The organism is Streptomyces sp. NPDC088124 (genome assembly GCF_040685895.1).
Lineage (GTDB): Bacteria > Actinomycetota > Actinomycetes > Streptomycetales > Streptomycetaceae > Streptomyces.
Window position 1 is genome coordinate 1 of the sequence record NZ_JBFBJB010000096.1, and the last position, 24,752, is coordinate 24,752.

Annotated in this window: 27 protein-coding genes, 2 pseudogenes and 1 riboswitch; of the genes and pseudogenes, 21 read left to right on the forward strand and 8 right to left on the reverse strand. The window is 70.1% G+C overall.

The window, feature by feature from the left end; genetic code table 11:
- From AB0P17_RS41435 to AB0P17_RS41450, 4 genes and pseudogenes are all read left to right on the forward strand, one after another.
- A pseudogene (locus AB0P17_RS41435) lies at nucleotides 1–105 on the forward strand (IS630 family transposase); the annotation flags it as partial.
- Between the two features lie 389 nt (nucleotides 106–494).
- Nucleotides 495–1,121: an ATP-dependent Clp protease proteolytic subunit gene (locus AB0P17_RS41440; protein ID WP_365819984.1), complete on the forward strand. Its 627-nt coding sequence runs from the start codon at nucleotides 495–497 to the stop codon at nucleotides 1,119–1,121.
- A gap of 6 nt (nucleotides 1,122–1,127) precedes the next feature.
- A complete protein-coding gene (locus tag AB0P17_RS41445; protein ID WP_365819986.1) occupies nucleotides 1,128–1,436 on the forward strand; it encodes a hypothetical protein in 309 nt (102 codons plus the stop codon).
- A gap of 305 nt (nucleotides 1,437–1,741) precedes the next feature.
- Nucleotides 1,742–1,938: riboswitch (cyclic di-AMP (ydaO/yuaA leader) on the forward strand.
- Nucleotides 1,939–1,941: 3 nt separating this feature from the next.
- Complete coding sequence (locus tag AB0P17_RS41450; RefSeq protein WP_365819988.1) at nucleotides 1,942–2,415, forward strand: C40 family peptidase; 474 nt, start codon at nucleotides 1,942–1,944, stop codon at nucleotides 2,413–2,415.
- A 59-nt stretch (nucleotides 2,416–2,474) separates the two neighbouring features.
- On the opposite strand, the gene AB0P17_RS41455 is transcribed toward AB0P17_RS41450, so the two are convergent.
- A complete protein-coding gene (locus AB0P17_RS41455; protein ID WP_365819990.1) occupies nucleotides 2,475–2,921 on the reverse strand; it encodes an ATP-binding protein in 447 nt (148 codons plus the stop codon).
- Between the two features lie 256 nt (nucleotides 2,922–3,177).
- Here AB0P17_RS41455 and AB0P17_RS41460 point away from each other — a divergent pair, with 256 nt between their 5' ends.
- Both AB0P17_RS41460 and AB0P17_RS41465 read left to right on the forward strand, forming a co-directional pair.
- Complete coding sequence (locus AB0P17_RS41460; protein WP_365819992.1) at nucleotides 3,178–4,032, forward strand: helix-turn-helix transcriptional regulator; 855 nt, start codon at nucleotides 3,178–3,180, stop codon at nucleotides 4,030–4,032.
- 8 nt (nucleotides 4,033–4,040) lie between these two features.
- Nucleotides 4,041–4,280 (forward strand): DUF397 domain-containing protein, encoded by a 240-nt coding sequence (locus AB0P17_RS41465; protein ID WP_365819994.1) that lies wholly within the window; start codon nucleotides 4,041–4,043, stop codon nucleotides 4,278–4,280.
- Nucleotides 4,281–4,297: 17 nt separating this feature from the next.
- Here AB0P17_RS41465 and AB0P17_RS41470 read toward each other — a convergent pair whose 3' ends face one another.
- Nucleotides 4,298–5,503, reverse strand: coding sequence for an 8-amino-7-oxononanoate synthase (locus AB0P17_RS41470; protein WP_365819996.1), 1,206 nt, complete (start codon nucleotides 5,501–5,503; stop codon nucleotides 4,298–4,300).
- 143 nt (nucleotides 5,504–5,646) lie between these two features.
- Here AB0P17_RS41470 and bioB point away from each other — a divergent pair, with 143 nt between their 5' ends.
- The 4 genes from bioB to AB0P17_RS41490 all read left to right on the forward strand — a co-directional run bounded on the left by bioB (nucleotide 5,647) and on the right by AB0P17_RS41490 (nucleotide 10,006).
- Nucleotides 5,647–6,852 (forward strand): biotin synthase BioB, encoded by a 1,206-nt coding sequence (gene bioB, locus AB0P17_RS41475; protein WP_365819998.1) that lies wholly within the window; start codon nucleotides 5,647–5,649, stop codon nucleotides 6,850–6,852.
- Complete coding sequence (locus AB0P17_RS41480; protein WP_365820000.1) at nucleotides 6,845–8,176, forward strand: adenosylmethionine--8-amino-7-oxononanoate transaminase; 1,332 nt, start codon at nucleotides 6,845–6,847, stop codon at nucleotides 8,174–8,176. The genes bioB and AB0P17_RS41480 overlap by 8 nt, the downstream gene beginning before the upstream one ends.
- Before the next feature lie 6 nt (nucleotides 8,177–8,182).
- Nucleotides 8,183–8,908 (forward strand): dethiobiotin synthase, encoded by a 726-nt coding sequence (gene bioD / locus AB0P17_RS41485; protein WP_365820002.1) that lies wholly within the window; start codon nucleotides 8,183–8,185, stop codon nucleotides 8,906–8,908.
- Between the two features lie 222 nt (nucleotides 8,909–9,130).
- Nucleotides 9,131–10,006: a TIGR03621 family F420-dependent LLM class oxidoreductase gene (locus tag AB0P17_RS41490; RefSeq protein WP_365820004.1), complete on the forward strand. Its 876-nt coding sequence runs from the start codon at nucleotides 9,131–9,133 to the stop codon at nucleotides 10,004–10,006.
- A gap of 62 nt (nucleotides 10,007–10,068) precedes the next feature.
- Here the strand turns inward: AB0P17_RS41490 and AB0P17_RS41495 are convergent, their stop codons facing one another.
- Nucleotides 10,069–11,100: a medium chain dehydrogenase/reductase family protein gene (locus tag AB0P17_RS41495; RefSeq protein WP_365820006.1), complete on the reverse strand. Its 1,032-nt coding sequence runs from the start codon at nucleotides 11,098–11,100 to the stop codon at nucleotides 10,069–10,071.
- A 247-nt stretch (nucleotides 11,101–11,347) separates the two neighbouring features.
- On the opposite strand from AB0P17_RS41495, the gene AB0P17_RS41500 reads away from it, so the two are divergent.
- The 4 genes from AB0P17_RS41500 (at nucleotide 11,348) to AB0P17_RS41515 (ending at nucleotide 15,276) form a co-directional block, all read left to right on the forward strand.
- Nucleotides 11,348–11,803 (forward strand): GNAT family N-acetyltransferase, encoded by a 456-nt coding sequence (locus AB0P17_RS41500; RefSeq protein ID WP_365820008.1) that lies wholly within the window; start codon nucleotides 11,348–11,350, stop codon nucleotides 11,801–11,803.
- 101 nt (nucleotides 11,804–11,904) lie between these two features.
- Nucleotides 11,905–13,386 carry a hemolysin family protein gene (locus AB0P17_RS41505; protein WP_365820010.1) on the forward strand — a complete coding sequence of 494 codons (1,482 nt, stop codon included), beginning with the start codon at nucleotides 11,905–11,907 and terminating at the stop codon, nucleotides 13,384–13,386.
- Complete coding sequence (locus AB0P17_RS41510) at nucleotides 13,386–14,399, forward strand: hemolysin family protein (RefSeq protein ID WP_365820032.1); 1,014 nt, start codon at nucleotides 13,386–13,388, stop codon at nucleotides 14,397–14,399. Before AB0P17_RS41505 ends, AB0P17_RS41510 begins: the two co-directional genes overlap by 1 nt.
- Before the next feature lie 40 nt (nucleotides 14,400–14,439).
- The gene (locus AB0P17_RS41515) at nucleotides 14,440–15,276 is read left to right on the forward strand and encodes an SGNH/GDSL hydrolase family protein (RefSeq protein WP_365820012.1); all 837 of its coding nucleotides are present in this window, start codon (nucleotides 14,440–14,442) and stop codon (nucleotides 15,274–15,276) included.
- A gap of 179 nt (nucleotides 15,277–15,455) precedes the next feature.
- Here the strand turns inward: AB0P17_RS41515 and AB0P17_RS41520 are convergent, their stop codons facing one another.
- Both AB0P17_RS41520 and AB0P17_RS41525 read right to left on the reverse strand, forming a co-directional pair.
- Entirely contained in the window at nucleotides 15,456–16,106 is a 651-nt protein-coding gene (locus tag AB0P17_RS41520) for a transposase family protein (protein WP_365820014.1), read from the reverse strand.
- Between the two features lie 237 nt (nucleotides 16,107–16,343).
- Nucleotides 16,344–17,054 carry an SDR family oxidoreductase gene (locus AB0P17_RS41525; protein ID WP_365820016.1) on the reverse strand — a complete coding sequence of 237 codons (711 nt, stop codon included), beginning with the start codon at nucleotides 17,052–17,054 and terminating at the stop codon, nucleotides 16,344–16,346.
- A 117-nt stretch (nucleotides 17,055–17,171) separates the two neighbouring features.
- On the opposite strand from AB0P17_RS41525, the gene AB0P17_RS41530 reads away from it, so the two are divergent.
- Nucleotides 17,172–17,540 carry a MerR family transcriptional regulator gene (locus tag AB0P17_RS41530; protein WP_365820034.1) on the forward strand — a complete coding sequence of 123 codons (369 nt, stop codon included), beginning with the start codon at nucleotides 17,172–17,174 and terminating at the stop codon, nucleotides 17,538–17,540.
- Nucleotides 17,541–17,610: 70 nt separating this feature from the next.
- On the opposite strand, the gene AB0P17_RS41535 is transcribed toward AB0P17_RS41530, so the two are convergent.
- Nucleotides 17,611–18,453: an IS5 family transposase gene (locus tag AB0P17_RS41535; protein ID WP_365820018.1), complete on the reverse strand. Its 843-nt coding sequence runs from the start codon at nucleotides 18,451–18,453 to the stop codon at nucleotides 17,611–17,613.
- Between the two features lie 132 nt (nucleotides 18,454–18,585).
- Here AB0P17_RS41535 and AB0P17_RS41540 point away from each other — a divergent pair.
- Nucleotides 18,586–18,966, forward strand: a pseudogene (locus AB0P17_RS41540) (SDR family NAD(P)-dependent oxidoreductase); the annotation flags it as partial.
- 61 nt (nucleotides 18,967–19,027) lie between these two features.
- Here AB0P17_RS41540 and AB0P17_RS41545 read toward each other — a convergent pair.
- Nucleotides 19,028–19,495 (reverse strand): MarR family winged helix-turn-helix transcriptional regulator, encoded by a 468-nt coding sequence (locus AB0P17_RS41545; RefSeq protein WP_365820020.1) that lies wholly within the window; start codon nucleotides 19,493–19,495, stop codon nucleotides 19,028–19,030.
- 196 nt (nucleotides 19,496–19,691) lie between these two features.
- Between AB0P17_RS41545 and AB0P17_RS41550 the strand changes: the two genes are divergently transcribed.
- The 4 genes from AB0P17_RS41550 to AB0P17_RS41565 all read left to right on the forward strand — a co-directional run bounded on the left by AB0P17_RS41550 (nucleotide 19,692) and on the right by AB0P17_RS41565 (nucleotide 23,052).
- On the forward strand, nucleotides 19,692–20,426 hold the full coding sequence (locus AB0P17_RS41550) for an SDR family oxidoreductase (protein ID WP_365820022.1): 735 nt from the start codon (nucleotides 19,692–19,694) through the stop codon (nucleotides 20,424–20,426).
- Nucleotides 20,427–20,540: 114 nt separating this feature from the next.
- Complete coding sequence (locus AB0P17_RS41555) at nucleotides 20,541–21,413, forward strand: MFS transporter (protein WP_365820036.1); 873 nt, start codon at nucleotides 20,541–20,543, stop codon at nucleotides 21,411–21,413.
- Nucleotides 21,414–21,481: 68 nt separating this feature from the next.
- Nucleotides 21,482–22,336, forward strand: coding sequence for an LLM class flavin-dependent oxidoreductase (locus AB0P17_RS41560; RefSeq protein ID WP_365820024.1), 855 nt, complete (start codon nucleotides 21,482–21,484; stop codon nucleotides 22,334–22,336).
- A 98-nt stretch (nucleotides 22,337–22,434) separates the two neighbouring features.
- Complete coding sequence (locus tag AB0P17_RS41565) at nucleotides 22,435–23,052, forward strand: NAD(P)-binding domain-containing protein (protein WP_365820026.1); 618 nt, start codon at nucleotides 22,435–22,437, stop codon at nucleotides 23,050–23,052.
- A 135-nt stretch (nucleotides 23,053–23,187) separates the two neighbouring features.
- On the opposite strand, the gene AB0P17_RS41570 is transcribed toward AB0P17_RS41565, so the two are convergent.
- Nucleotides 23,188–23,691 carry a hypothetical protein gene (locus tag AB0P17_RS41570; RefSeq protein WP_365820028.1) on the reverse strand — a complete coding sequence of 168 codons (504 nt, stop codon included), beginning with the start codon at nucleotides 23,689–23,691 and terminating at the stop codon, nucleotides 23,188–23,190.
- Between the two features lie 132 nt (nucleotides 23,692–23,823).
- Here AB0P17_RS41570 and AB0P17_RS41575 point away from each other — a divergent pair, with 132 nt between their 5' ends.
- A complete protein-coding gene (locus AB0P17_RS41575) occupies nucleotides 23,824–24,594 on the forward strand; it encodes a transposase (protein WP_365820030.1) in 771 nt (256 codons plus the stop codon).
- Nucleotides 24,595–24,752 lie beyond the last annotated feature (158 nt).

The window sequence follows — 24,752 nt, forward strand, 5'->3', positions numbered from 1 at the left end:
CACCTCGTCCAGCGCATCCGACGCGGCCTACGGCACATCCAGTATCGCAGCGACCTCATAGACGGCTGCCTCGCCGAGACCGGCCTGACCATCAGGCCCACCTGAGCAACCCGGCGACATCGCGAGTTCAACCTCAGTAGCCTCGCGCTTTCATGAAGCAGGCTGTCCGGCAGGCGGTCAGGAGAGCAGAAAGTGCCCCTGCCCAGCCGGTCAGAGGCACTTTTCGCTTACCTGACCACTCGTCGGACAGCCCGCCTCATGAAAGCCCGAGGGCAGTCACTGGAGAGCCGGATGACGGGGAAACCGTCATGTCCGGCTCGGCGGGAGGCCGCGCGGAACAAGACTCGCCCACGGCGAGCACCTCACCGCGCGGCCCGTGCTCACCATTCCAACAACCTGTACGTCCTGTACATTTTCTACAGAGAGTCGTGCGGGTTCACCCTGCGGAGAACGCCGCGCGGACCTCGCGACCCGCCCCTGAGGAGAGGTACGCCATGAAGCGCCCTTCGGCCCGATACGTCCTGCCCGAGTTCACCGAGCGGACGAGTGACGGAAGCCGCACCCTCGATCCGTACTCCCGGCTCCTGGAGGACCGGATCGTCTTCCTGGGGACCGCCGTCGACGACACCGCCGCGAACGACGTGATCGCGCAGTTCATCCACCTCGAGTACGCCGCCCCCGACCGGGACATCAGCCTCTACGTCAACTCGCCGGGCGGCTCGATCAGCGCCATGGCGGCGATCTACGACACGATGCGGATCGTCACCTGCGACGTGGAGACGGTCTGTCTCGGCCAGGCCGCCTCGACCGCCGCCGTGCTCCTGGCGGCCGGGGCTCCCGGCAAGCGGATGGCGCTGCCCGGTGCCCGGATCGTCCTCCAGCAGCCCACCGTCGAGGAGCCGCTGCACGGCCAGCCGTCCGATCTGCTGATCCACGCGGAGGAGTTGCTGCGGCTGCGGAGCCTGGTCACCGGGACACTGGCGCGTCACACCGGGCGGAGTGCGGAGCGGATCGCGGACGACATCGACCGGGACACGATCCTCGACGCGCCCGGGGCCCGGTCGTACGGGCTGATCGACCACGTCGTCCAGAACCGCACGACCTCCCCCGGCGGGCGGTGACGGCCGGTGCTGCCACCCGAACTGCCGCCGCTGCCCGCCCTCACCCGGGCCGAGTGCGAGGTCGTCGACCACTATCTGCGGATCGTGGACCTGTTGGGCCGGATCAACCCGGCGCGCGGCACGGACACCTACGCCGCGCTGCGCGCGGCGCAGGCACTGCCCGCCCAAGTGGCCGGGCTGCGAGACGCCCTGACGGTCATGCACCAGCGGGGCGAGCGGGAGCTGTACGCGACGACGCTGGCCAGGGCGTTGCGGACGCTCGACGGGGAGCGGCGGGCCGGGCGGGTCACCCTGCCGCCCGAACAGCCGACTTGAGGGTGCGCGCCGTTCCCGTATGGCCGCGTCCGTACGAGAAGAACCCGCACATTCGGCGTATGAACTGACCGGACGGAATCGGTGAGGCGAGTTGCGCGATCCGGCCGGGGCGTCGCCGCACGTGATCGTTACGCCGCAGGTACAGCCCTCATCGCCGCGCGGGACCCGGCGGCGGAATCCCCCGTCGCCACCCACATGGGCCAAGGGTGATGAACTTCACATATCGTCGTTTCAGCAGGGAAATCGAGAGGTTTCTGGGTCAAGATCCGGGGGACGACAAGCCCCCGCCAGCCCTGGCGAGGCGGTCCGGGCGGACGCCGAGTCCTGCCGCCGTTCCGGATGACGGGTCGACAGGAGTGGATCGGCAGGAGTGGAGGACCCAGGCAGTACGGGACGACGCCCGTCGTGGTCGTTCCTCGGGGTGAAGCCGTTCACGCGGCCGGGCAACTTCGCCAGCCCGAACCCGACAGGTCATCCTTCACAGGCGGCTGACGAAGGGTTGCGCATGACCGCGCAGACACATGTCCCGTCTCTACTGTCCCGGGCGGGGGCCGTATCGGCCCTCACGCTCGCCACCGTCGCCGGCACGATGCTGGCGCCTGGCGCCGCGTCAGAGGCCGAGGCCGCCACGCTCAGTTTCAGGGCTCTGAAGATCGCGGAGTCGAAGAAGGGGTCCCCGTACCAGTGGGGCGCCACAGGGCCGCACCGCTTCGACTGCTCAGGCCTGACGCTCTACTCGTTCAAGAAAGCCGGCAAGAAGCTCGCCCGCACGGCACAGGCGCAGTACAACCAGACCCGGCACATCTCGCCCTCCTCGCGGCGCAAGGGCGACCTGGTGTTCTTCCATTCCGGGCGGTACGTCTACCACGTCGGGATCTACGCGGGCAAGGGTAGGATCTGGCACTCGCCGAAGACCGGCTCGCTGGTCCGGCTGGAGAAGATCTGGTCCAGGAACGTCCTGTACGGCCGCGTGAAGTGAGCACGGTCGCCGGCCGCTCCGCGCCCGCGGCGCCGCGGAGGAACCTCTCGGCGGGGGCGCTACGGAGCCGGCGCGGCCGGCGACAGCGGGACCGTCCAGGGCAGGGCGATCCAGACGGTCTTGCCGCCCTCCTCGGTCGGGGTGACCGACAGCCGTCCGCCGGCCTCGGCCGTCAGCGAGCGGATGATGACCATCCCGCGACCGTTGTCCTGCTGCACGGCCGCGGGCAGCCGCTGGGGCCAGCGCGGATGACTGTCGGTCACCCCGATGCGCAGCCGTTCCTCGCGGTCCAGCCGTACCACCACGGTGAACGTGGGCGACTGGCCGAAGGTGTGCTGCACGGCGTTGGTCACCAGCTCCGAGACGATCAGCCGGACCGTGTCCGCCGTGGCCGCTTCCCCCGGCAGCCCCCAGTCGGTCAGGAGGTCCGCCACATATCGTCGGGCGGTGGGCACCGAGGCGGGCTCGCTCGGCAGGGTGATGGATGCTTCCTGGTGGTCGGCCATGGCGACGCTGTCCCTTTCCCGCCGGACCGGACTCCGGCACAGCTGATGACTGCGCGGACGGCCTCGGACCGTGCTGCGCGACAGCCTGCCACTGATCGCACCATCCGCACCTCCGATCCACCGAGATCTGCATATATCTGTCGCTCAAAGCGGTGAACTCTGCAACGCGAGACCGTATTTGGGCGCCGGAAAGATAACTTCTCCGCCTTGACGCCGTTCGGCGTGACGGAGAAGAACGCGGAGAGGGGATTCGGCCATGCGGCATATTCCGGTGGTACGTCGGCAACGGCTCGGCGAGGAATTGCGCAGGCTGCGCCGGAGCGCGGGGCTCACCAGTGGACAGACGGCGCGGCTGCTCGGCTGGCACCAGTCGAAAGTGAGCAGGATCGAAACCGGCGTGAGCGGGGTGCGGGACGGGGATCTGGCGGCGCTCCTCGACGCGCTGGGGATCGAGGACCAGCGGCTGCGCTCGCTGCTGCGAGCCCTCGCGGGCACGGCGGACGGGACGGGATGGTGGACGGCGTACAACTCGGTCATCCCGCCCACGTACCGGGACTTCATCGCCCTGGAGTCCCAGGCGAGCACCGCGCACACGCTGGAGACCTCCGTGGTGCCCGGGCTGCTCCAGACCTCGTCCTACGCCCGCGCCGTGACCAGGGCGGCACTGACGGGGAAGCCGGACGGGACGGTGGACTCGCTGGTCGATGTGCGGCTCACCCGCCAGGAGGTGCTGACGCGTGACGAGAGTCCGCTGCGTCTGCACGCCGTGGTCGATGAGGCGGTGTTACGGAGGGAGGTGGGCGGCCCCGGGGTGATGCGCGATCAGCTGCGGCGGCTCACCCGGCTCGCCCGGCTTCCGCAGGTTTGTCTCCAGGTGCTGCCGTTCACCGCCGGCGGCTATGCCGGGTTGACGGGACCTTTCGTCATCTTCTCTTTTCCGAACATTACCGATCTGGATTTAGTCATTCTCGACCATTTAACGAATAGTCTCTATCTGGAGCGGAAAGAGGACCTTGAGGCGTACCGCGTCGCCTTCGACGCGATGCGGGCGCACGCCCTCTCGACAGAGGATTCATTGGATCTCATCGCCGGGATCAGTGACGGCGCGTAGGGAGCATCATGTCCGCTTGCCTCGCACAGCCCCCCACCCCACATCCCGTACCCCTTTCACCCCCGCGGAGCTGGCGGCGCAGCAGTCACAGCGTCGGCGCCAACAACTGCGTGGAGTGCGCCCGGAACGACGCGGGCGCGCTGGCCGTACGGGACTCCAAGAACCTCGCCCTGCCCCAGCTGGCCTTCTCGCCCGGCGCGTGGACGTCCTTCGTCCGCGCGCTGGACGGACGGCGGACCGGGTCGTAGGGCGAAGTCGACAGGCTTCAGGACGCGTCCGGGCGCGGTGACGCGGTCCCGGGCGCGAGGGCCACGATCGTCCGTACCGCCGCGTCGATCTGTTCCTCCGTCAGGTCGGCGCGGGCGGTCAGCCTGATCCGGGAGACGCCGTCCGGGACCGAGGGCGGGCGGAAGCAGCCCACGGCCAGCCCCGCCGCCCGGCACCCGGCCGCCCAGTCCACGGCCGCCTCGGGCGACGGCGCCTGTACGGAGACCACGGCGGCGTCGGGCCGTACGGCCGTCAGCCCCGCCCCGGTCAGCTGCCGGTGCAGCGCCCGGGCGACCTCCCTGGCGCGTTCGGCGCGTTCGGGCTCCCGCCGCAGCAGCCGCAGCCCCTCCAGGGCGGCGCCCACGGCCGCGGGTGCCAGTCCCGTGTCGAAGATGAACGTCCGCGCGGCGTTGACGAGATGGTCGATCACCCTGGCCGGGCCGAGGACGGCGCCGCCCTGGCTGCCCAGGGACTTGGAGAGCGTGAGGGTCGCCACCACCCCGGGCGCCCCCGCGAGCCCCGCCGCGTCGAGGGCGCCCCGGCCGCCCGTGCCGAGCACGCCCAGCCCGTGCGCGTCGTCGAGGAGCAGGGCCGCGCCCCGCCCGTGGCAGACCGCCGCCAGCCCGGCGAGCGGTGCGGCGTCACCGTCCACCGAGAAGACCGCGTCGCTCACCACCAGCGCGCGCCGCCCCGGGTGCGCGTCGAGTGCCTTGGCGACGGCCTCGGGGGCCGCGTGCGGTACGACCACGGTCTCGGCGCGGGAGAGCCGGCAACCGTCCACGATCGAGGCGTGGTTGCCGGCGTCGGAGACGAGGAGGCCGTCGCGGGCGGTGAGCGCGGTGAGCGCGGCGAGGTTGGCCGCGTACCCGGACGAGAGGACCAGCGCGGCCTCGAAACCGCAGAAGTCGGCCAGCTCCCTTTCGAGTTCGGCGTGGAGGGCGGTGCTGCCGGTGACCAGCCGGGACCCCGTGGCGCCCGCGCCCCAGCGGCGGGCGGCCGCCGCGGCGGCGCCGGTCACGGCGGGGTGCCGGGCCAGCCCGAGGTAGTCGTTGCTCGCCAGGTCCAGCAGGGGCGAGTCGGCCGGGCGCGGCCGGAGCGCCCGGACCAGCCCGGCCCGCTCGCGACGGCGCGCCTCGCCGTCGGTCCAGTCGAAGGGATCGGCACGGTGCGGGAGGCCGGTCCGGTCGAGAGGATCCTGCTCCATCGGTCCCGTCCTTTTGTAGGCAGCTCACAGACCCTAACCGTCGGCGAACCCATTTTTAGTGTGGCTATACACACACCTCGATCAGTCGGTGTTGTGGGGTTCCTCCGTGGCCAGGACGCGCCCCGTGCGCCAGGATCGGCACCATGGATCTGCTGAACACGCTGGTGGAGAAGGGCCTGCGGCGCGAGCTGCCGACCCGCGAAGAAGCCCTCGCCGTGCTGGCGACCTCCGACGACGAGCTGCTCGACGTGGTCGCGGCGGCCGGCAAAGTGCGCCGTCAATGGTTCGGGCGGCGGGTGAAGCTGAACTATCTGATCAACCTGAAGTCCGGCCTGTGCCCGGAGGACTGCTCCTACTGTTCCCAGCGGCTCGGGTCCACGGCGGAGATCCTCAAGTACACCTGGCTCAAACCGGACGAGGTGACCAAGGTCGCCGCCGCCGGGGTGGCGGGCGGCGCCAAGCGGGTCTGTCTGGTCGCCAGCGGCCGGGGGCCGACGGACCGGGACATCGACCGGGTCTCGCGGAGCATCGAGGCGATCAAGGAGCAGAACGGGGACGTCGAGGTGTGCGCCTGCCTCGGGCTGCTCTCCGCCGGGCAGGGTGAGCGGCTGCGGGCCGCGGGCGCCGACGCGTACAACCACAACCTCAATACGTCCGAGGCGACGTACGGCGACATCACCACCACCCACACCTACGCCGACCGGGTGGACACCGTGGAGCGGGCGCAGGCCGCCGGTCTCTCCGCCTGCTCCGGTCTGATCGCCGGCATGGGCGAGAGCGACGAGGACCTGGTCGACGTCCTTTTCTCGTTGCGCGCGCTCGACCCGGACTCGGTGCCGGTCAACTTCCTGATTCCGATGGAGGGGACGCCGCTGGAGCGGGAGTGGCACCTCACCCCGCAGCGGTGTCTGCGGATCCTGGCGCTGGCCCGCTTCGTCTGCCCGGACGTCGAGGTCCGGCTCGCGGGCGGGCGCGAGGTGCATCTGCGGACGCTGCAGCCGCTCGCCCTGCACCTGGTCAACTCGATCTTCCTGGGCGACTACCTCACCAGTGAGGGCCAGGCGGGCCAGGCGGACCTGGACATGATCGCCGACGCGGGCTTCGAGGTGGAGGGCGCGGGGGCGACCACGCTGCCGGATCACCGTACCGGCACCGGCGGCTGCGCACCCTGCGGTGACGGCGGCAGCGGCGGCACCTGCGGCGGATCCGGCGAGCCCGAGACGGCCGCGAAGACCGAGAAGACCGCACCGGCCGCCGGGGAGCCGGAGCAGGCTCCGCCGGGACTCCGTACGGACCTGGTCTCCGTACGGCGCAGGGGTGCCGGTACGGACCTGGCGCCCAATGCCTGAGGTGTCCTCCCCCGCCGGACCGCTCACCGCCGGCGCGCTGCTCGCCCTGGACCGCGCCCATGTCTGGCACCCGTACGGGCCGATGCCGGGCCGGACGGATCCACTGGTCGTGGAGTCCGCCTCCGGGGTGCGGCTCCGGCTCGCCGAGGCCGCGTACGGCCGACGTGAGCTGGTCGACGGCATGTCGTCGTGGTGGTCGGCGATCCACGGCTACAACCACCCCGTGCTCAATGAGGCGGCGCGCGGCCAGCTCGACCGGATGAGCCATGTGATGTTCGGCGGGCTCACCCACGAGCCCGCCGTCCGGCTCGCGGCCCGGCTGGTCGAGATCACGCCCGCGCCGCTGCGCCATGTCTTCCTCGCGGACTCGGGCTCCGTCTCGGTCGAGGTCGCCGTCAAGATGTGTCTCCAGTACTGGCGTTCGGCCGGCCGCCCGGCCAAGCGGCGGCTGCTGACCTGGCGCGGCGGCTACCACGGCGACACCTGGCAGCCGATGTCGGTGTGCGACCCCGACGGCGGGATGCACGGGCTGTGGTCGGGGGTGCTGCCCCGGCAGATCTTCGCGGACGCGCCGCCGGCCGCGTACGACGAGACGTACGCCGACGGGCTGCGCGCGCTCGTCGCCCGTCACGCGGACGAACTCGCCGCCGTGATCGTCGAGCCGGTGGTCCAGGGCGCGGGCGGGATGCGCTTCCACTCCCCCGCCTATCTGCGGGTCCTGCGGGAGGCGTGCGACGCGCACGACGTGCTGTTCGTCCTGGACGAGATCGCCACCGGCTTCGGCCGTACGGGGACCCTCTTCGCCGCGGAACAGGGCGGCGTGTCCCCCGATGTGATGTGTGTCGGCAAGGCGTTGACCGGCGGCTATCTGACGATGGCCGCGACGCTGTGCACCGAGCGGGTGGCCGAGGGCATCGCCCGCGGCGAGGTCCCGGTGCTGGCCCACGGGCCGACCTTCATGGGCAATCCACTGGCGGCGGCCGTCGCCAACGCCTCGATCGACCTGCTGCTCGGCCAGGACTGGGCGCACGAGGTCGGGCGCGTCGAGGCGGGACTGCGCCAGGGGCTGGCGGCGGCCGCGGAGCTGCCGGGGGTACGGGACGTACGGGTGCTGGGCGCGATCGGGGTCGTCCAGCTCGACCACGAGGTGGACCTGGCCGCGGCGACCCGCGCGGCGGTGCGCAAGGGCGTCTGGCTGCGGCCGTTCCGCGATCTGGTGTACACGATGCCGCCGTATGTGACGAGTGATGAGGACATCGCCCGGATCTGCCGCGCGGTGGTCGCGGTCGCCGCGGACGCGGCTGCCGCACGGCGGAAGGACTGATCGGGCATGCCCGTCATGATCGTGACCGGGACCGGGACGGAGATCGGCAAGACCGTCGTGACAGCCGCCGTGGCCGCGGTGGCGCTGGCCAGGGGCCGCACCGTGGCGGTACTCAAACCCGCGCAGACCGGACTCGCCCCGGACGAGCCGGGCGACGCGGCGGAGACCGTCCGGCTCGCCGGCCCGGTGACCGCGGCCGAACTGGCCCGGTTCCCCGAGCCGTTGGCGCCCGCGACGGCGGCACTGCGGGCCGGTGCGCAGCCGGTGCGCCCCGACGAGATCGCGGTCGCGGCCGAGAAGCTGGCCGCCGAGCACGATCTGGTGCTGGTCGAGGGCTCGGGCGGGCTGCTCGTACGGTTCGACGCGGCGGGCGCCACGCTCGCGGACGCCGCCCGGCTGCTGGGAGCCCCGGTCCTGATGGTGGCGGAGGCCGGACTGGGCACGCTCAACGCGACCGCGCTCACGGCGGAGGCGCTGCGGGCCCGGTCGCTGACACCGCTGGGTGTGGTGATCGGAAGCTGGCCGGTCGCGCCGGGCCTGGCGGCGCGCTGCAATCTGGCGGACCTGCCCGATGTGGCGGGCGCGCCGCTGCTGGGCGCCCTGCCGGCGGGCGCGGGGGCGCTGGATCCGGCGGAGTTCCGTACGCGGGCGGCGACCTGGCTGGCGCCGGAGCTGGACGGCGGGTGGGACGGGGCCGCGTTCGCGAGGACGTTCGCACCGGGGCCCGGGTAGGCCGTGCCGGCCCCGGGGGAGGCCGTGCTGGAGAAGTCCCGTCCGCCCGGCGCTACTTCGTCAACACGGCCTCGACCTTCGTCAACACCGCCTGGACGCCGGAGCCGGTGGGAAGGCCCGTACCTGTGTCCAGGGCGCCCTGGGGGATCGACCCGGTCGCGGGTGGGTAGCGAATCCGCGCGCCCGGTTCCCGACCGTACGCGTCACGCGTGAGGAGCGTCCATGACACGGCCCTTCCGATTCGGTGTGAACATGACCACGGCCACCGGCGGCGACGAGTGGCGCAAGCGGTGCAGACGCGCCGAGGAGCTGGGGTACGACGTGATCCTCGTGCCGGACCACCTCGGCATGGTCGCGCCGTTCCCCGCCCTGGCCGCCGCGGCGGAGGCGACCGAACGGCCGCGGCTCGGGACCTTCGTCCTCAACGCCGCGTTCTGGAACCCGACCCTGCTCGCCCGGGAGATCGCCACCGTGGACGCGCTGTCCGACGGGCGGCTGGAGCTGGGACTCGGCACCGGTTACGTACGGGAGGAACACGAGCGGGCCGGGCTGGAGTTCCTGCCGCCCGGTGAACGGGTCGACCTGCTCACCCGTACCGTCGACGAGCTGGACCGGCTGCTCGGCGACGCGTCCCATGTGCCGCGCCCCGCGCAGTCCCCGATGCCCCCGCTGCTGATCGGCGGGAACGGCGACCGGGTGCTGCGGCTGGCCGCGGAGCGGGCCGCGATCACCGCGTTCACGGGGGCCCGCCACACGCCGGAGGGGCTGCGCGCGATCACCGCCGGCGAACTGGCCGAACGCGTCGCCGCCTACCGGGAGTTCGAGGCGGGCCGGGCGGTGCCCGCGGAGCTGAATCTGCTGCTCCAGTTCGTCACCGTCACCCACGACCGCCGGGCGGCGGTACGGGAGTTGCTGTCGAGGTTGGGAATCGACGAGGACGAGGCGCTGGAGCTGCCGCTGCTCGCCGTGGGCACCGTACGGCAGATCGCCGACCAGCTCAGGGCCCAGCGCGAGCGCTTCGGATTCACCTATCTGACCGTCCTCGACCCGTACATGGAGGCGTTCGGCCCGGTGATCGAGGAGTTGCGCGGCGGATGACCGCGACCGCTGGAGGAACGGTGGGCGGCACGGGCGGTCGTGTGAGCGAGTGAGCCGACGGGCTACGGGGTGAGGACGATCTTTCCGGCGACGGTGCCGGACTCGGCCAGCCGCATGGCCTCGGAGGCGCGTGCGAGCGGCAGTTGGGCGGCGATCCCGGCGATGACCTCACCGCGCTGGTAGGCCGCGAAGACCTGGGTGAGGTCGGCGCGCAGCCGGGCCCGGAACCGGTCCTTGCCGAAGGAGCGCCCCGCCCAGATGTTGAAGAAGTAGGCCCGGCGGCCGTTGGGCAGCGCGTTCCAGACCCACACCCGGGCAAGGATCTTCAGCACGGGAAGCTGCTTGGACCCCGAGTCGTCCCGGGCAGAGGCGACGCCGTACGAGACGAGCGTGCCGCCGGGGGCGAGAAGGCGCCAGGAGTCGATGACACTGCGACCCCCGACGTGGTCGAAGACGGCGTCCACCCCGCCGGGGGCGAGCTCGCGCACCCGCGTGGCGACGTCCTCGGTGCGGTAGTCGACGGGGGCGACCCCCTGCGCCCGCAGGGCGTCGTGGTGGCGGGCGGAGGCGGTGCCGATCACCTTCACGCCCGCGGCGCGGGCGAGTTGGACGAGGACCGAGCCGACGCCGCCGTTGGCACCGTGCACCAGGACGGTCTGCCCCGCGCGGATCCGTGCCCTGCGGTGCAGCATCTGCCAGGCGGTGATGCCGTTGACCACCAGGGTCTCCGCCTCCGCCGCGCCGATCCCGTCGGGGACCGCGACGATGTCCGCCGCCTCCACGACGACATGGCTGGCCCAGCCGCCGACCTTGACCAGTGCGGCCACCCGGCTGCCGGTCAGTGCGGGGTCGACACCCTCGCCGGTCGCCAGCACCGTGCCGACCAGGTCGTACCCGGGCACGAAGGGGAACGGCGGCTGGTCGTAGTAGCGGCCCCGGCGCATCTGCTGCTCGGCGAAGGAGACCCCGGTCGCCTCCATCCTGATCACGACCTGCCCCGGACCCGCGACCGGGACCGCTCCCCGCTGGATCAGCAGCCCCTCCGGCTCCACCGTGCCCGGCAGGACGACCTCGACGAGTCCTTCGGCGTTCATGACGACCTCCACTGCGCTCCGACTTTGGCTATGCGCTTTCGCGTTCGTTAGAAGTTATAGTGCTTCACTGGAGAGAGTGTCAACGCGATTCGCGATAGCCTCTAACTAAGACTTGAGGGCGTTCCGCACGGTGGCTCCACGCGGTGGTTCCACGCGGTGGTTCCACGCGGTGGTTCCACGCGGTGGGCGGATCTCACGGAACGGGACGGCCGACGGGGCCGGGCGGCGGTCTGATTGGGTTGCTTTCATGAGCGATCTCCACATCCGCCCCGCCATCCACCCGGACATCGACGCCGTGCTGCGGTTCTGGCGCGAGGCCGCCGAGGGCACGAGCATCAGCGACGATCACGACGGAGTGGCCCGGCTCATCTCCCGGGACCCTGAGGCCCTGATCCTCGCGGAGCGCGACGGCGTCCTCGCCGGGACCGTGATAGCCGGCTTCGACGGATGGCGGTGCTCCGCCTACCGGCTCGCCGTACACCCGGACCACCGCCGGCAGGGCATCGCGAGCGCCCTGATGGAAGCGGCGGAACAGCGGTTCGCCGCGCTGGGCGGACGGCGGATCGACGCCATGGTCCTGGAGGCCAACGAGCGCGCCCACCACACCTGGGCCTCGGCCGGATACCACCGTGAGGACCACTGGCGGCGCTGGGTGAAGCCGCTGAGCGGCGCCGGGAGCGCCGAACAGCCGCACGGCGCCTGAGGGACGCGCGCCCTCCATCCCCGTACGCCATCGCGGAAAACGTCCCGGGATCGCCGCGCGGTCCCCGGCCTGTGCGGCGATCCTGGGACGGAGGTGACCGGATGACCGAAGTGCTTCTGCTCCTGCTGGCGGTTCTGCTGGCGCTGGCCTGCGGAGCGTTCGTCGCCGCGGAGTTCTCCCTCACCACCGTGGAACGCGGCGATCTCGAACGGGCCGCGGAACGCGGGGAACGGGGCGCGGCCGGGGCGCTCAAGGCCGTACGGAGCCTGACGTTCCAGCTCTCCGGAGCGCAGCTGGGCATCACCGTGACCAATCTGGTCGTCGGGATGGTCTCCGAGCCGTCCATCGGGAAGCTGATCCGCGGACCGGTCGAGGCGCTGGGCCTCGCCCCCGACACCGCGGCCTCGGTGGCGCTGGTCATCGGCACGGCCCTGTCGACGATCGTGCTGATGGTCGTCGGCGAGCTGGTGCCGAAGAACTGGGCGATCTCCTCACCGCTGGCCGTCGCCAAGGTGGTGGGCACACCCCAGCGGTACTTCAGCGGCACGTTCCGTCCGTTCATCGCGCATCTCAACAGCACGGCGAACCGGATCGTGCGCGGGTTCGGTCTGGAACCGACCGAGGAACTCGCCTCCGCGCGCGGCCCCCAGGAGCTGGTCGCGCTCGCGCGGCACTCCGCGGAGGCGGGCGCGCTGGAGAAGGACACGGCGGAGCTGTTCGTACGGACGCTGAGCCTGGCGGCGCTGACCGCGGAGAACGTGATGACACCCCGCGTGCAGGTGATGGCCCTGGACGTACGGGCCACCGCCGCGGACGTCGCCAACGCGACCCGCGCCACCGGCCTGTCCCGCTTCCCCGTCTACCGGGGCAGCCTGGACACCGTCGTTGGCATCGCGCACATCAAGGACGTCCTGGCGGTCCCGGCGGAGCGGCGGCCCCGGCTCACGGTGGCCGAGTTGCTGCGCGAGCCGCTGCTGGTGCCGGGGAGCCTGACCGTGGACACCCTCCTCGACCGGCTGTCGGGCGGCGTCACGATGGCCGTCGTCATCGACGAGTACGGGGGGACGGCCGGGGTGGTGACGCTGGAGGACATCGTCGAGGAGGTCGTGGGCGAGGTACGGGACGAGCACGACCCGCACGAGCTCTCCGACCTGGCGCCGGTGGGCGAGGACGCCGAGGGCAGGGCGCTCTGGTCGGCCGACGGCGCCGCGCGCGCCGATCAGCTCAGGACGGCCGGGCTGCGGATGCCCGAGGGCCCGTACGAGACGCTCGCGGGGCTGGTCGCCACGGAACTGGGCCGGATCCCCGCCGAGGGCGACCGGATGACGCTGGAGGGGTGGGAGGTGGAGGTCGTGGACGCCACGGGCCGACGCGCGGCCCGGCTGCTGCTGCGCGCACCCCGCCCGTCGGACGGGGCGGCGGACGCGGACGCGGGTGGGGGCGGCCGTGGGGAAACCGGCGGGACCGGGAAGCCCCAGGAGACCCGGAGGACCCGGGAGACCGGTGGGACTGGCAGGACCCGTGGGACTGGCAGGACCGGGGAGACCGGCGGGACCGGTGGGGCCGGGGAGGACGCCGGATGATCATCGCCCTCCAGCTCTTCGTCGCGCTGCTGGCCCTGGCCGTCAACGCGTTCTTCGTCGCGGCCGAGTTCGCCCTGATCTCCGTACGCCGCAGCCAGATCGAACCGGCCGCGGAGGCCGGCGACCGGCGGGCGCGGAGCGTGATCCGGGGGCTGGAGCACGTGTCGGCGATGCTGGCCGCGGCGCAGCTCGGGATCACGCTCTGCACCCTGGTGCTGGGCATCGTCGCCGAGCCCGCCATCGCGCACCTCCTGGAGCCCCTCTTCAGCGCGGTGGGGGTTCCGCAGGGGCTGGTGCATCTCCTCTCGTTCGCGATCGCGCTCACCGTCGCCACATATCTGCACATGCTGCTGGGCGAGATGGTGCCGAAGAACGTGGCCCTGGCCGGGCCCGCGCGGGCCGCGCTGCTGCTGGGGCCGCCGCTGGTCGCGCTGGCCGGTGCGCTGCGCCCGGTGATCTTCACGGTGAACGCCTTCGCCAACGGTCTGCTGAAACTGCTGAGGGTGGAGACGAAGGACGAGGTGTCCGCCACGTTCTCGGACGACGAACTGGCCCGGCTGGTCACCGACGCGGGCCATGCCGGGCTGCTCGACGACCGGGCGGCGGAACGGCTGCACGACGCGCTGGAGCTGGGGCGCCGTCCGGTGCGTGATGTGGTGATGCCGCTGGAGCGCGTGGTCTCGGCGCGGCTCGGGGTGACGCCGGAGGGCCTGGAACAGCTGGGCGCGGAGACCGGCTTCTCGCGGTTCCCGGTGGTGGACCCCGCGCGCCGGATCCTCGGCTACCTCCATGTGAAGGACGCGCTGGACGCGGGGCCGCGCGAGGAGCCCTTCCCGGTCTCGGGGATGCGCGCGATCGCGCGGGTACGGGCGACGACCCCGATGGACGACGTGCTGACCGCGATGCGCCGTGGCCGTACGCATCTGGCGGGGGTGCTGGACGAGGACGGGAAGCTCGAAGGGCTGGTGACGATGGAGGACCTGCTGCGTGAACTGGTGGGCCGGCACGCGTAGGGGCGCCGCGAACCTACCGCGCGGTACGATCGGCTCCGCCATGGAGATGAATGCTAAATACACCAGTTTTGTCGCGGTCGGTGACTCGTTCACGGAGGGCATGTCCGACCTGCTGCCGGACGGCTCGTACCGCGGCTGGGCGGATCTGCTCGCCGCCAGGCTCGCGGCCCGTACCCCCGGGTTCCGGTACGCCAATCTCGCCGTACGCGGCAAGCTCATCGGCCAGATCGTCGAGGAGCAGGTGGATCTCGCGGCGGCGATGGCGCCGGACGTGGTGACGCTGGTCGGCGGGCTCAACGACACGCTGCGGCCCAAGGTCGACATGGGCCGGGTGCGGGGACTGCTCACGGAGGCCGTGGAGCGGCTCGCCCCGGCGTGCGGGCAGCTCGTCCTGATGCGCAGCCCGGGGCGGAACGGGCCGGTGATGGAACGCTTCCGGCCGCGCATGGAGGAGCTGTTCACGGCCGTGGACGAGCTGGCGGCCCGGCACGGCGCGCTCGTGGTGGACCTGTACGGGGCGCCGGCCCTCGGCGATCAGCGGATGTGGGACGTGGACCGGCTGCATCTGACGCCGGAGGGCCATCGCCGGGTCGCCGAGGCGGTCTGGCAGACGCTCGGGCTGGAGCCGGCCGACGAATGGCGCGCGGAACTGCCGCCCGCCGAGGCCGCGCGGTGGCTCGCGCGGCGGACGAGCGACGCGCGGTTCGCCCGGCAGCACCTGGGGCCGTGGGTGATGCGCCGGGTGACGGGGCGCTCCTCCGGGGACGGCCGGACAGGCGCCCACTTTAGCGCTGAGCTGGACAAAGCCTTCTGGGTCACTCCTGCGGACCACACAAACCCCGGCCCTGTGACGGACTGGCGACGGGTGGAGCACTGACGAGCTCGTGCACGGAAAGCGGTGAGACGTCCAGAACCGCGGTGTGGCCTGTGGTCACGTCTGCCGTGTCGAGCTCAGGTCCGCGGTCTGTTGGTGGGACAGCAGGCCGGCGACGGCCTGGACGGTATCGCTCATGTGCTCGCGGCGGCCGAGGTGGCGGGCAAGTGCTCGCCCGTTCTTCAGGTGGGCGATGCCATGCTCGACCGGATACCGCGTGAGGAGTGTGCCTTGCGCTGGCGCTCGTACATTCCCTCGTACCGGTCTGGGGCGCTCTTCTTGAACTTGCGGTGCGGTGGCGTGATCACTCGGCCGCCGGTCTGGGCTCCCAGGCCCTGGTAGCCGGCATCGGCGAGGATCTCCACCACAGGTCCGTCGCCCAGGAGCTCGACCAGCCCTGCCCGACGGGCGTGGGTGAGGCCCGCGCAGCTTGCGGGACGGGCCGGGCTGCACCACAGGACGCGGCCTTCACCGTCCGTGACCACCACGGACTTGACGGCGTTCTGCTTGTTCTTGCCGGAGATGAACTGGTCCCCGTCCTTGCGCCCGGCGGCGGGCCGACGGACCCGGATCTCGGTGCCGTCAACGATGCCGGTCATCGCGCTCGCGCCGGTCGACAACCTCGGCCAGCGCCCGCAGTCGCGCGTGGGGCTGACGGCGCGGCCTCGCTCGGCGAGCAGAGGCCGCACCTCACCGATGGCCCGGGTGATGGTGGAGCGGTCCACTCCGAACCAGCGGGCCGGCACGTCGTGGGTGACCCCGTGACGAAGATGCGCGAGCGCAGCCAGCAGCCGGCCGCTCGGCGCTTTTCCGGGTGATCTCCATGACCCCATCCCACGACCTTGACGCCGTTCGGTACAGAAGTACTACGGTCCCATTCTGCACCGATCAGTAAATAAGAGAGTCCGGCGGTAGGCGTCACTTGAGTCTTCTGGTGGTGGGTAGGTGTCCCAGCGGTAGCGCGGCGGACGCGCGTGCGGAGCGTGACGAGTACGCATGGCCGCGCCCGGCTGATCCCTAGATCCTCGAACGTCGGCTGAAGCCTGGCCGGGCGGGCGGCTGCCGAAGGGTCAGGCGGCGGGAACCGCCTGCGGATAGAGCACGCTCGGGTCGGCGGACAGGGCCGCCTTGAGCTGGACGCAGTTGTTGTCGGCGAGGATCTCCATCTTCCCGGCCTCGATACCGTCGAGGGCGGCGCGCACGACATCGGCGGGGTCGTTCTTCTCCACGTCCCACCCGGCCATCATGTCGGTATCGGTGCTGGCCAGGTGCAGGCCCGTCACCGCAGTTCCCTGGCCCGCGAGTTCGAGGCGGATGCCGTTGGTGAGGCTCCACGCCGCCGCCTTCGACGCGCTGTAGGCGTTGGCCCCGTCGTAGGCGAGCCAGGACATCGCCGACAGGACGTTGAGGATGGCCCCACCGCCGTTGGCGGCCAGGACGGGAGTGAACGCCCGGACCACGTTGAGGGTGCCGAAGTAGTTGGTGTCCATCTCCAGCCGGATCTTCTCGGGGTCCCCGGTGACGAGGTTCTGCTGGGTGAAGACGCCGGCATTGTTGATCAAGAGGGTGACGTCCGAGGCCGCGCCCGCCGCGGCGGCGACCGAAGCCAAATCGGTGATGTCGAGCCGCAGTACCTCCACACCGGGGAGGTCGACGAGGTGGGGGGTGCGCGCGGTCGCGTAGACCTTGGTGGCGCCCCGGTGCAGGAGCTGTTGGGCGAAGTGCCTGCCGATGCCGCGGTTGGTGCCGGTGACGAGGGCGACGGAACCGGTGATCTTCATGGGGAGTCTCCTGGCAGTGGTGAGGTGATTCCTGTCCGGGCTGTTCACGGGCTACGCTAGAACCTGACGTTGACGTCAGAGGCAAGGAATGTGATCCAGGTCATGGAGGGGGCGTTGATGCGCATCGGTGAGCTGGCCTCAAGGGTGGGCGTGAGCGTGCGGGCACTGCGCTACTACGAAGAGCAGGACCTGCTGGCCTCGGCGCGCAGCCCCAGCGGCCAGCGGCAGTACCCGGACAGCGCGGTCGACCGCGTCCAGCTGATTCAGCAGATGTACTCCGCAGGGCTGCCGAGCAGGGCGATCCTGGAACTGCTGCCGTGCGTCGAGACCGGTGACGTGACCCCCGCGCTGCTCGACCGGCTGTCGGCCGAGCGGGACCGCATCGATACGCAGGTCAGCACCCTGGTGAAAACCCGGGACCGGCTCGACGCCATCATCACCACAGCCTCCACAGCCAGGAGCGCGGGCCGGCCCTGCCCTCGTTGAGCAGCGCGCCTTCCCCAGGCGTGCGGCAGTGCTTGTCCGCCCGACGCAGACGGACGCCCGTCAGCAGGCGTCACTTGAGTCTCTTGGTGGTGGGCCGTCCGTCCCCGCGGTAGAGCGGGGTCGCGCGGCGGATGAGCATGCGGAGCGTGACGATTGCGGCGGACAGGTAGAGGTAGAAGTCCACAGCGCACTGGCGCTTCTCGGTGCAGCGGCGGAGCTTGCCGAAGCCGTTCATCCATGCGTGGCTCCGCTCCACGACCCACCTCTTGCCGGCCTGGATCGGTGCGGGCACGCCCTTGCGGGCGATCTCGCCGGTGAAGCCCAGTTCCTCGAGCGCGGCTCGGGTCTTGTCACTGTCATAGCCCCGGTCCAAGTTGACGTTGACCTGCTCGGGAAACACACCGATCTGCTTCTTTGCGGCCTCCAGGGTGGGCGCGAGCAGCGGGGAGTCATGACGGTTGGCCCCGGCCGAGACGAGACCGATCGGGACGCCGCGGGCTTCGGTGGCCACTGAGCGCTTCAGGCCCTGCTTGCCCCGGTCGACCGGGGAGCGTCCGGCTCTCTCGCCGCCGCAGGGAGCCTTGGTGATGCACCCGTCGACGGACAGCTCACGGAGTTGGAGGCCGATCATGCGGTCGTACGCCTGCACGGCCAGCCCGTGGACCTGCTCGGCCATGCCCAGCTGTGACCAGTACTTGACGCGGCGTCGGATGGTGCGGTCGGAGCACTGGCGGTCGGCGATCCGCTCGTATCCGGAGCCGTGCACCAGGACGGCGATGACGCGCTCGAAGACAATCCGGTCCGGGATGCGCGGGTTGTGGCAGCCGAGCGGATGGGTATCGACATGCTCGGGCAGCAGCGCTGCGAACTGGTCCCACAGGGGTTCGAGCAGGCATGATGGCAGGACAGGCACGAGCCCTCCGGTGATCACTGAGCGTCAAGAACTCCATGATCACCCAGGCTCGTGCCTGTCTTGCCTCCGGGTCGTCACACGGCCATTCGCCACACCTACCGCCGGGCTCTCTAAGTTTCGGGAGTTCGAGCAATGGAACAGCTGGAAGGCAAGACCGCCGTCGTCACCGGCGGGAGCACAGGAATCGGCCTGGCCACCGCCGCGCGGCTGGCGTCCGAGGGCGCCCATGTGTTCATCACCGGCCGGCGCAAGGATGCGCTCGACAGGGCCGTTGAGTCGATCGGTTCCGCGGTCACCGCGGTGCCGGGCGACATATCCGAGCCGACCGACCTGGACCGGCTGTACGACGCGATCCGTGACCGCGGCCGGGGCCTGGACGTACTCTTCGCCAACGCGGGCATGGCCACGCTCGCACCGTTGGCGCAGGCCACCGGGGAACAGTTCGACCAGATCTTCATCGGCGTCAACGTCCGGGGCACACTGCTCACCGTGCAGGTCCCGACAGCGGATGACAGTCGCTGACCGGTCTCGTGTCGCCGGACGAGGACGGCGATCACAGCGATCCGGATTTCCCTCAGCTAGGACCTTCTGCTTTTTCGAGCTTGGCCCAAATCCGGGTGATGGCAGCAATGTCATCGTCGTCGAGGGGATCGACAAAGTATTTCTTGACCGAATCCTCGAAAGTTCGCCTGACCGACTCGGCGAAGTGTCGTCCGCTTTTGGTGAAGCTGATGAGCGACACCCGCCCGTCGCCTTGGTCGGCGCCACGCTGGAGGTGCCCGGCATCGATCAGATTCTGGACCAACCGTGATGCTCGAGTGGGGCTCACGCTGACAAGTTCGCCAGACAGAACCCGAACCGACTGAGGCTCGGTTTCCAGGAGCCAGCACAGGATCTCGACGGTGCTGAACGAGATCTTGTGCTGGTCCATCAGCGCGGCGTCGATCCGCCCGGTAACTGTGGAGTGGGTGAGCAGCAGCGCAAACCAGCCCTTGACTTGGTCCGGGGAAATGATTCGCGGTTGCGACACGGGTGCCTTCACACCCAGCAGCATACCCGGAAACCGAGTGCCCTCCCAGTTAGGTGCGCGCGCACGCATCTGGTACGGTGAGCGTGTAGTCACGAACGGGAGAACAGTCCCGTTTGCGGAGCGCTTCGCACAACCGGCGCGTACTCGTCGGCCCGCGTGCCCCGCAGGGTCCGCGCACCGTTCAGCCGACAGAAGGATGAAGGTCAACATGCCCAAGCTTGATGGCAAGGTCGCCGTGATCACTGGAGCAACCTCTGGGATGGGGTTGGCGACGGCCAAGTTGTTCGTGGCCGAAGGCGCCGACGTGTTCATCACCGGACGAGACAGGCGCAGGCTGGATGAGGCGGTCGCCTCCATCGGCCACAACGTGACGGGCGTACAGGCGGACTCGGGAAATCTCGACGACCTGGCTCGCTTGGCCGAGACCGTGCGGGAGCGTCACGGACGAGTCGACGTCCTATTTGCGAGCGCCGGCCTCGGATCGGTTTCGGACCCGCTGGGAAGCATCACCCCCGATACGTTCGACGCGCTGGTGGGCGTGAACTTCCGCGGCACTGTGTTCACCGTTCAGTACCTGCTGCCGCTGATGAGCGACGGTGCGTCGATCATCCTGAACGGCACGACCAGCGCGACCAAGGGCATTCCCGGTGCCGGGGTCTACTCGGCGAGCAAGGCCGCCGTGCGTTCACTCGCCCGCACCTGGGCCGCGGAGCTGAAGGTCCGCGGCATCCGGGTGAATGTCGTCAGTCCCGGTTCGATCGACACCGCGCTCTTCAGCACCGTATCCCCCGAGATTCGGGAGCAGATCACCGCCTCCATCCCGCTGGGACGGCTGGGAAGCAGCGAGGAAATCGGGGCTGCTGCGCTGTTCCTGGCCTCCTCGGACGCCAGCTTCATCACCGGCGCAAACCTAGTCGTCGACGGCGGGTTCAGCCAGATCTAACAGCGAGCGACGACCAGAGAAACGCCTCATGTCGGCGCTCCGACCTAACCGCACCAGGGGCAGAGAAGATGAGCAGTAACGAGCCCTCCAGGGCCCCCAGGCAGCGCCGGCGCCATCGGCCTGCTGCTGGGTGGTTTGCTGACCGACTACGTGAGCTGGCGCTGGTGCGTGTACGTGAACATCGTCCTCGCGGTCGTGGGACTCATCGGCGGACTTACCTTGCTGCACAACTCCGCCGAACCCGACAAGCCCAAACTCTCCGTGCCTAGCACGGTCGTCGGCTCGGCGGCGATTTTCGGGTTGGTCTTCGGCTCGGCCAGGGCCCAGACGGACGGCCGGGGCTCAGCAGTCACGCTGACCCCGCTCGTCGTCGGTGGTCTCCTGCTGGTCGGCTTCGTCGTACTCCAGAAGGTCGACCGTCACCCGCTCATCCCGCTGCGCGTACTCGCCGACCGCAATCGCAGTGCGGCCTACCTGACGCTCTTGCTGGCGAACGCGGCGGTATTCGCAGTGTTCCTGTTCCTGACGTACTACTTCCAGGGCGTGCTGCGCTACTCGCCGATCACGACTGGCGTCGCGTTCCTGCCGCTGATGGTGACAATTGGCGTGGTAGCCACGCTGCCCCAGGGCGTGCTGCTGCAGCGCCTGACCATGCGGTTCATCGTCGCCGCCGGCTTGATCGCCTCCGGTGCTGGGGCCGCCTTGCTGACCCAGGCCGATGCAGGCAGCCCATACGCGGCCTGGGTGCTGCCCGGGCTGGTGCTGATCGGAACGGGTATCGGCTCGGCCGCCGTCGTGGCCGTCGCGGTCGGGCAGATGGGCGTCGAACCGCGCGACGCCGGCACCGCTATCGGATTCTGGTGGGCCGCAGGCCTTTTCTGGGCTGCCGCTGTCATCTGCGGCGCCCTGATCCGCGGCGGCACCAGCCTTCACCACGAGGCCGGCCAGCCCGAGCCTCTCGACGGAATCGTCAGCGCCCTGATCTGACAACACGCCGTGGGCGACGACGTCGCGCGTCGCGGCTGACCACACACGAACGACTGAAGGAGACGTCGATGCCTGACTATGGTCATCCCCTGCGTTTCGCAACATTCATTGGTCCCACGAACTCCCCGGCGACCCGTCCGGTCGAGTTGGCGCAGCTCAGTGAGCGGCTCGGTTTCGACTTCGTGACCTTCCAGGATCATCCCTACCAGTCGAGCTTTCTCGATACCTGGACTCTGCTGAGCTGGGTGGCCGCGCGGACCGAGCGCATCGGTCTGTCTGGCAATGTGCTCAACTTGCCGCTGCGTCAGCCCCCCGCCGTGCTCGCCCGCGCGGCCGCCAGCCTCGACCTGCTCTCCGGTGCTCGGATCAGCCTCGGGCTCGGGGCCGGCTTCTACTGGGATGCGGTGCAGGCGATCGGCGGACGTCGATTGACCCCGTTGCAGTCAGTGGCGGCGTTGAGCGAGGCGATCGACGTGATCCGCGGGGTGTGGGACGCCGACGGGCCCGGACGACTGGATGTCGACGGGGAGTTCTATTCGGTCCACGGCGCCGAGCGCGGACCCGCGCCCGCACACGAGATCCCGATCTGGCTCGGAGCCCACAAGCCGAAGATGCAGGGCCTGGTGGGACGTAAGGCCGATGGCTGGTTGCCGTCGCTGCCGGTCATGGAGCCAGGCGGCCTCCAGAAGGGAAACGCGATCATCGACGACGCCGCGCGGGCCGCTAACCGCGACCCCCGCGAGATCACCCGGCTGCTGAACATCTTCCCGAGTCAGCAGACCGCGGAGGCACTGGCCCAGATGGCCGTCGAGGACGGTGTCAGCGTCTTCATCCTGGCCAGCGACGACCCGGACGTACTCGAACGCTTCGCCGTGGAGACCATCCCCGCCGTACGCGAACACGTCGCCCGCGAACGCTCTTAGCACTCCGCCCTGCGCGGCCAGTGCTCTCGGCGCAACCCACCACACCGGCAAGACCCCTATACCCAGCAGTTGATCGATAGACAGCAAAGGAAAACGTCATGACCACCATCAGCATCATCGGCTCGGGTAACATGGCCACCGCCATCGGCACCCGGGCGGCGAAGCACGGCCACACCATCGAGCTCATGAGCCGCAACACCGTCAAAGCTCAGGCGCTAGCCGACCAGATCGGCAATGGAGCCACCGTCGGCGTGTTCGGTGCAACGCCGACAGGTGACATCGTCATCGTGGCCGTCCCGTACACCGGCGCAGTCGACGCGGTCATTCGCTACGACGGCGCGTTGGCCGGCAAGATCCTCGTCGACATCTCCAATCCTTTCAACACCGACGCCGACGGGCTCGCGACTAACTCAGGCCGCTCGGCGGCCCAGGAGATCGCCGCTGCCGCCCCCGAGGGCACACCGGTCGTGAAGGCGCTGAACTCGATTCTCGGCCACGTCCTCGCTCACGACAAGCCCCTGGACGCGTTTCTTGCCGGCGACGACGCCGAGGCGAAGGCCCAAGTCGCGGCGTTTCTGAAGAGCATCGGCTTGCGGCCTCTCGACGCCGGAGGGCTCCAGATGGCGTCGGTCCTCGAATGGACCGGCCTCCTGCTAATGGGGCTGGCCCGCCACGGCGCCGGCTTCGACATCGCCCTCGGCGCAGAAGTCAACTGATCACATGGCTGTCTCGGCTCCCCGTGCTGATCGGGTGAGGTAGATGGGCGGATGTGTGACTGGTACGGCCTCTGTGATTCGAGGGCGACCGGTGTTCAAGGACGTCGTTCCTAAGGGTTGTCCCGCAATTGCCGCTCATAGCTCCGGAAACGGCGGGATGCAGTCCATCTCCTGCAACAACTTCCGAGCAGGCGTCGCTTCCTCTGGCCGTACGGAGGAGGCGACGCCCTCGATGACTGACCGGCCTGCGTACACAGCTGTCCTTGCTGCTGCCTCCCAGCCGGGTTGCTGCTGGAAGCTCGCGTCGTGCTTGCGGTCCTGCGCTGCCGCAGCGGCAGAATGCCACTGGTCGGCCCGGCAGATGCTTCCCAGCTGGTCTAGCAACTCGGCCTTGCAAGCCACGTGCGGGGACCCGAGCAGTTCAAGAAGGAACGGCACCGTGGGAGCTGTCGCCTCGCCAACGACGAACCCCAGAGCACAGATGGCATCGCCCAGGTCATCGATGGCGATGCGGGCCGTGTCCTCATCCCCGTATGCGATCCGGGACAGCAGAGGGGGGACACCGCCGGCCGCGGCGCCCGTCGCGTCGCGTAATTCTCCCCAGCGGACCCCGGAAACGCCCTTCAACAGACTTCCCACGCCCTGCTCCTCATCAGATCGTCGTGCCAGCCCTGGTGGTGCTTTGAGCATGGTGCAGCTATGGGTGAGGCCCTGGCCAGGCGGCCCGTGACGGGGTGGTGCAGGGCCCCGGCTTGGCGTCATGATCTTGCTGTGACTGGAGTGATCACGGCGTCGGCCCCGTCCTGGATAGCCCCGTTCACTGGGCTGAGCCCGCGCTGTTTCGGCAAGCTGGTGACCGCGCTGCGCAGTGAGGGGGCCGATGAGGCGCGGCGGGGCCGGCCGTGGGGGTTGCCGCTGGAGGACCGAGTGCTGCTGGTCACGACGTACTGGCGGACAAACTTGACGCTGCGCCAGCTTGCCCCGCTCTTCGGGGTATCGAAGTCCGCGGCCGACCGCGTCATCAGACACCTCGGCCCCTTGCTCGCGCTCCGGCCGCGCAAGCGGTTCCGCAAGAACACTGTGCTGATCGTGGACGGAACCCTGGTCCCCACACGCGACCACACGGTGGCCGAGCAGTCGAAGAACTATCGATACTCCACGAATCACCAAGTCGTCATCGACGCCGACACCCGCCTCGTCGTGGCGGTCGGTCGGCCCCTGCCCGGCAACCGCAATGACTGCAAGGCATGGGAGCTGTCCGGCGCCAAAGCCGCAGTCGGTCGCACCACTGTGGTCGCTGACGGCGGCTACCGGGGCACCGGTCTGGTCATCCCGCACCGTCGCGAGCGCGGGCAGAGCGAACTGCCCGCTTGGAAAGAAGAGCACAACGTCTCCCACCGCCAGGTCCGTGCCCGAGCCGAGCACGCCTTCGCCCGGATGAAAGCCTGGAAGATCCTTCGCGACTGTCGATTGAAAGGAGACGGTGTCCACCACGCGATGAGCGGCATCGCTCGCCTGCACAACCTCACCCTCAGGGGATAGACAAGCGGACCGAACACCAGCTGGCCTCGCCCGCCCCAGCCCAAAGATCCTTTACGGGACAAGCCTTAGCCTCGCGCTTTCAGTGCGACGTGAAGTCGCTGTCATGCAGTGGTAGTTGCAAGGAGAGGAGTCAACTACTCCGGCCTGTGACCGATGGC

Coding starts and splice junctions, on each gene's coding strand:
- AB0P17_RS41525 (WP_365820016.1), bottom strand. CDS start 17,054: ATGAAGATCACCGGTTCCGTCGCCCTCGTCACCGGCACCAACCGCGGC.
- bioB (WP_365819998.1), top strand. CDS start 5,647: ATGGATCTGCTGAACACGCTGGTGGAGAAGGGCCTGCGGCGCGAGCTG.
- AB0P17_RS41490 (WP_365820004.1), top strand. CDS start 9,131: ATGACACGGCCCTTCCGATTCGGTGTGAACATGACCACGGCCACCGGC.
- AB0P17_RS41505 (WP_365820010.1), top strand. CDS start 11,905: ATGACCGAAGTGCTTCTGCTCCTGCTGGCGGTTCTGCTGGCGCTGGCC.
- AB0P17_RS41495 (WP_365820006.1), bottom strand. CDS start 11,100: ATGAACGCCGAAGGACTCGTCGAGGTCGTCCTGCCGGGCACGGTGGAG.
- AB0P17_RS41565 (WP_365820026.1), top strand. CDS start 22,435: ATGACCACCATCAGCATCATCGGCTCGGGTAACATGGCCACCGCCATC.
- AB0P17_RS41440 (WP_365819984.1), top strand. CDS start 495: ATGAAGCGCCCTTCGGCCCGATACGTCCTGCCCGAGTTCACCGAGCGG.
- bioD (WP_365820002.1), top strand. CDS start 8,183: ATGCCCGTCATGATCGTGACCGGGACCGGGACGGAGATCGGCAAGACC.
- AB0P17_RS41480 (WP_365820000.1), top strand. CDS start 6,845: ATGCCTGAGGTGTCCTCCCCCGCCGGACCGCTCACCGCCGGCGCGCTG.
- AB0P17_RS41450 (WP_365819988.1), top strand. CDS start 1,942: ATGACCGCGCAGACACATGTCCCGTCTCTACTGTCCCGGGCGGGGGCC.
- AB0P17_RS41515 (WP_365820012.1), top strand. CDS start 14,440: ATGGAGATGAATGCTAAATACACCAGTTTTGTCGCGGTCGGTGACTCG.
- AB0P17_RS41465 (WP_365819994.1), top strand. CDS start 4,041: ATGTCCGCTTGCCTCGCACAGCCCCCCACCCCACATCCCGTACCCCTT.
- AB0P17_RS41455 (WP_365819990.1), bottom strand. CDS start 2,921: ATGGCCGACCACCAGGAAGCATCCATCACCCTGCCGAGCGAGCCCGCC.
- AB0P17_RS41520 (WP_365820014.1), bottom strand. CDS start 16,106: ATGGGGTCATGGAGATCACCCGGAAAAGCGCCGAGCGGCCGGCTGCTG.
- AB0P17_RS41470 (WP_365819996.1), bottom strand. CDS start 5,503: ATGGAGCAGGATCCTCTCGACCGGACCGGCCTCCCGCACCGTGCCGAT.
- AB0P17_RS41530 (WP_365820034.1), top strand. CDS start 17,172: ATGCGCATCGGTGAGCTGGCCTCAAGGGTGGGCGTGAGCGTGCGGGCA.
- AB0P17_RS41560 (WP_365820024.1), top strand. CDS start 21,482: ATGCCTGACTATGGTCATCCCCTGCGTTTCGCAACATTCATTGGTCCC.
- AB0P17_RS41460 (WP_365819992.1), top strand. CDS start 3,178: ATGCGGCATATTCCGGTGGTACGTCGGCAACGGCTCGGCGAGGAATTG.
- AB0P17_RS41550 (WP_365820022.1), top strand. CDS start 19,692: ATGCCCAAGCTTGATGGCAAGGTCGCCGTGATCACTGGAGCAACCTCT.
- AB0P17_RS41500 (WP_365820008.1), top strand. CDS start 11,348: ATGAGCGATCTCCACATCCGCCCCGCCATCCACCCGGACATCGACGCC.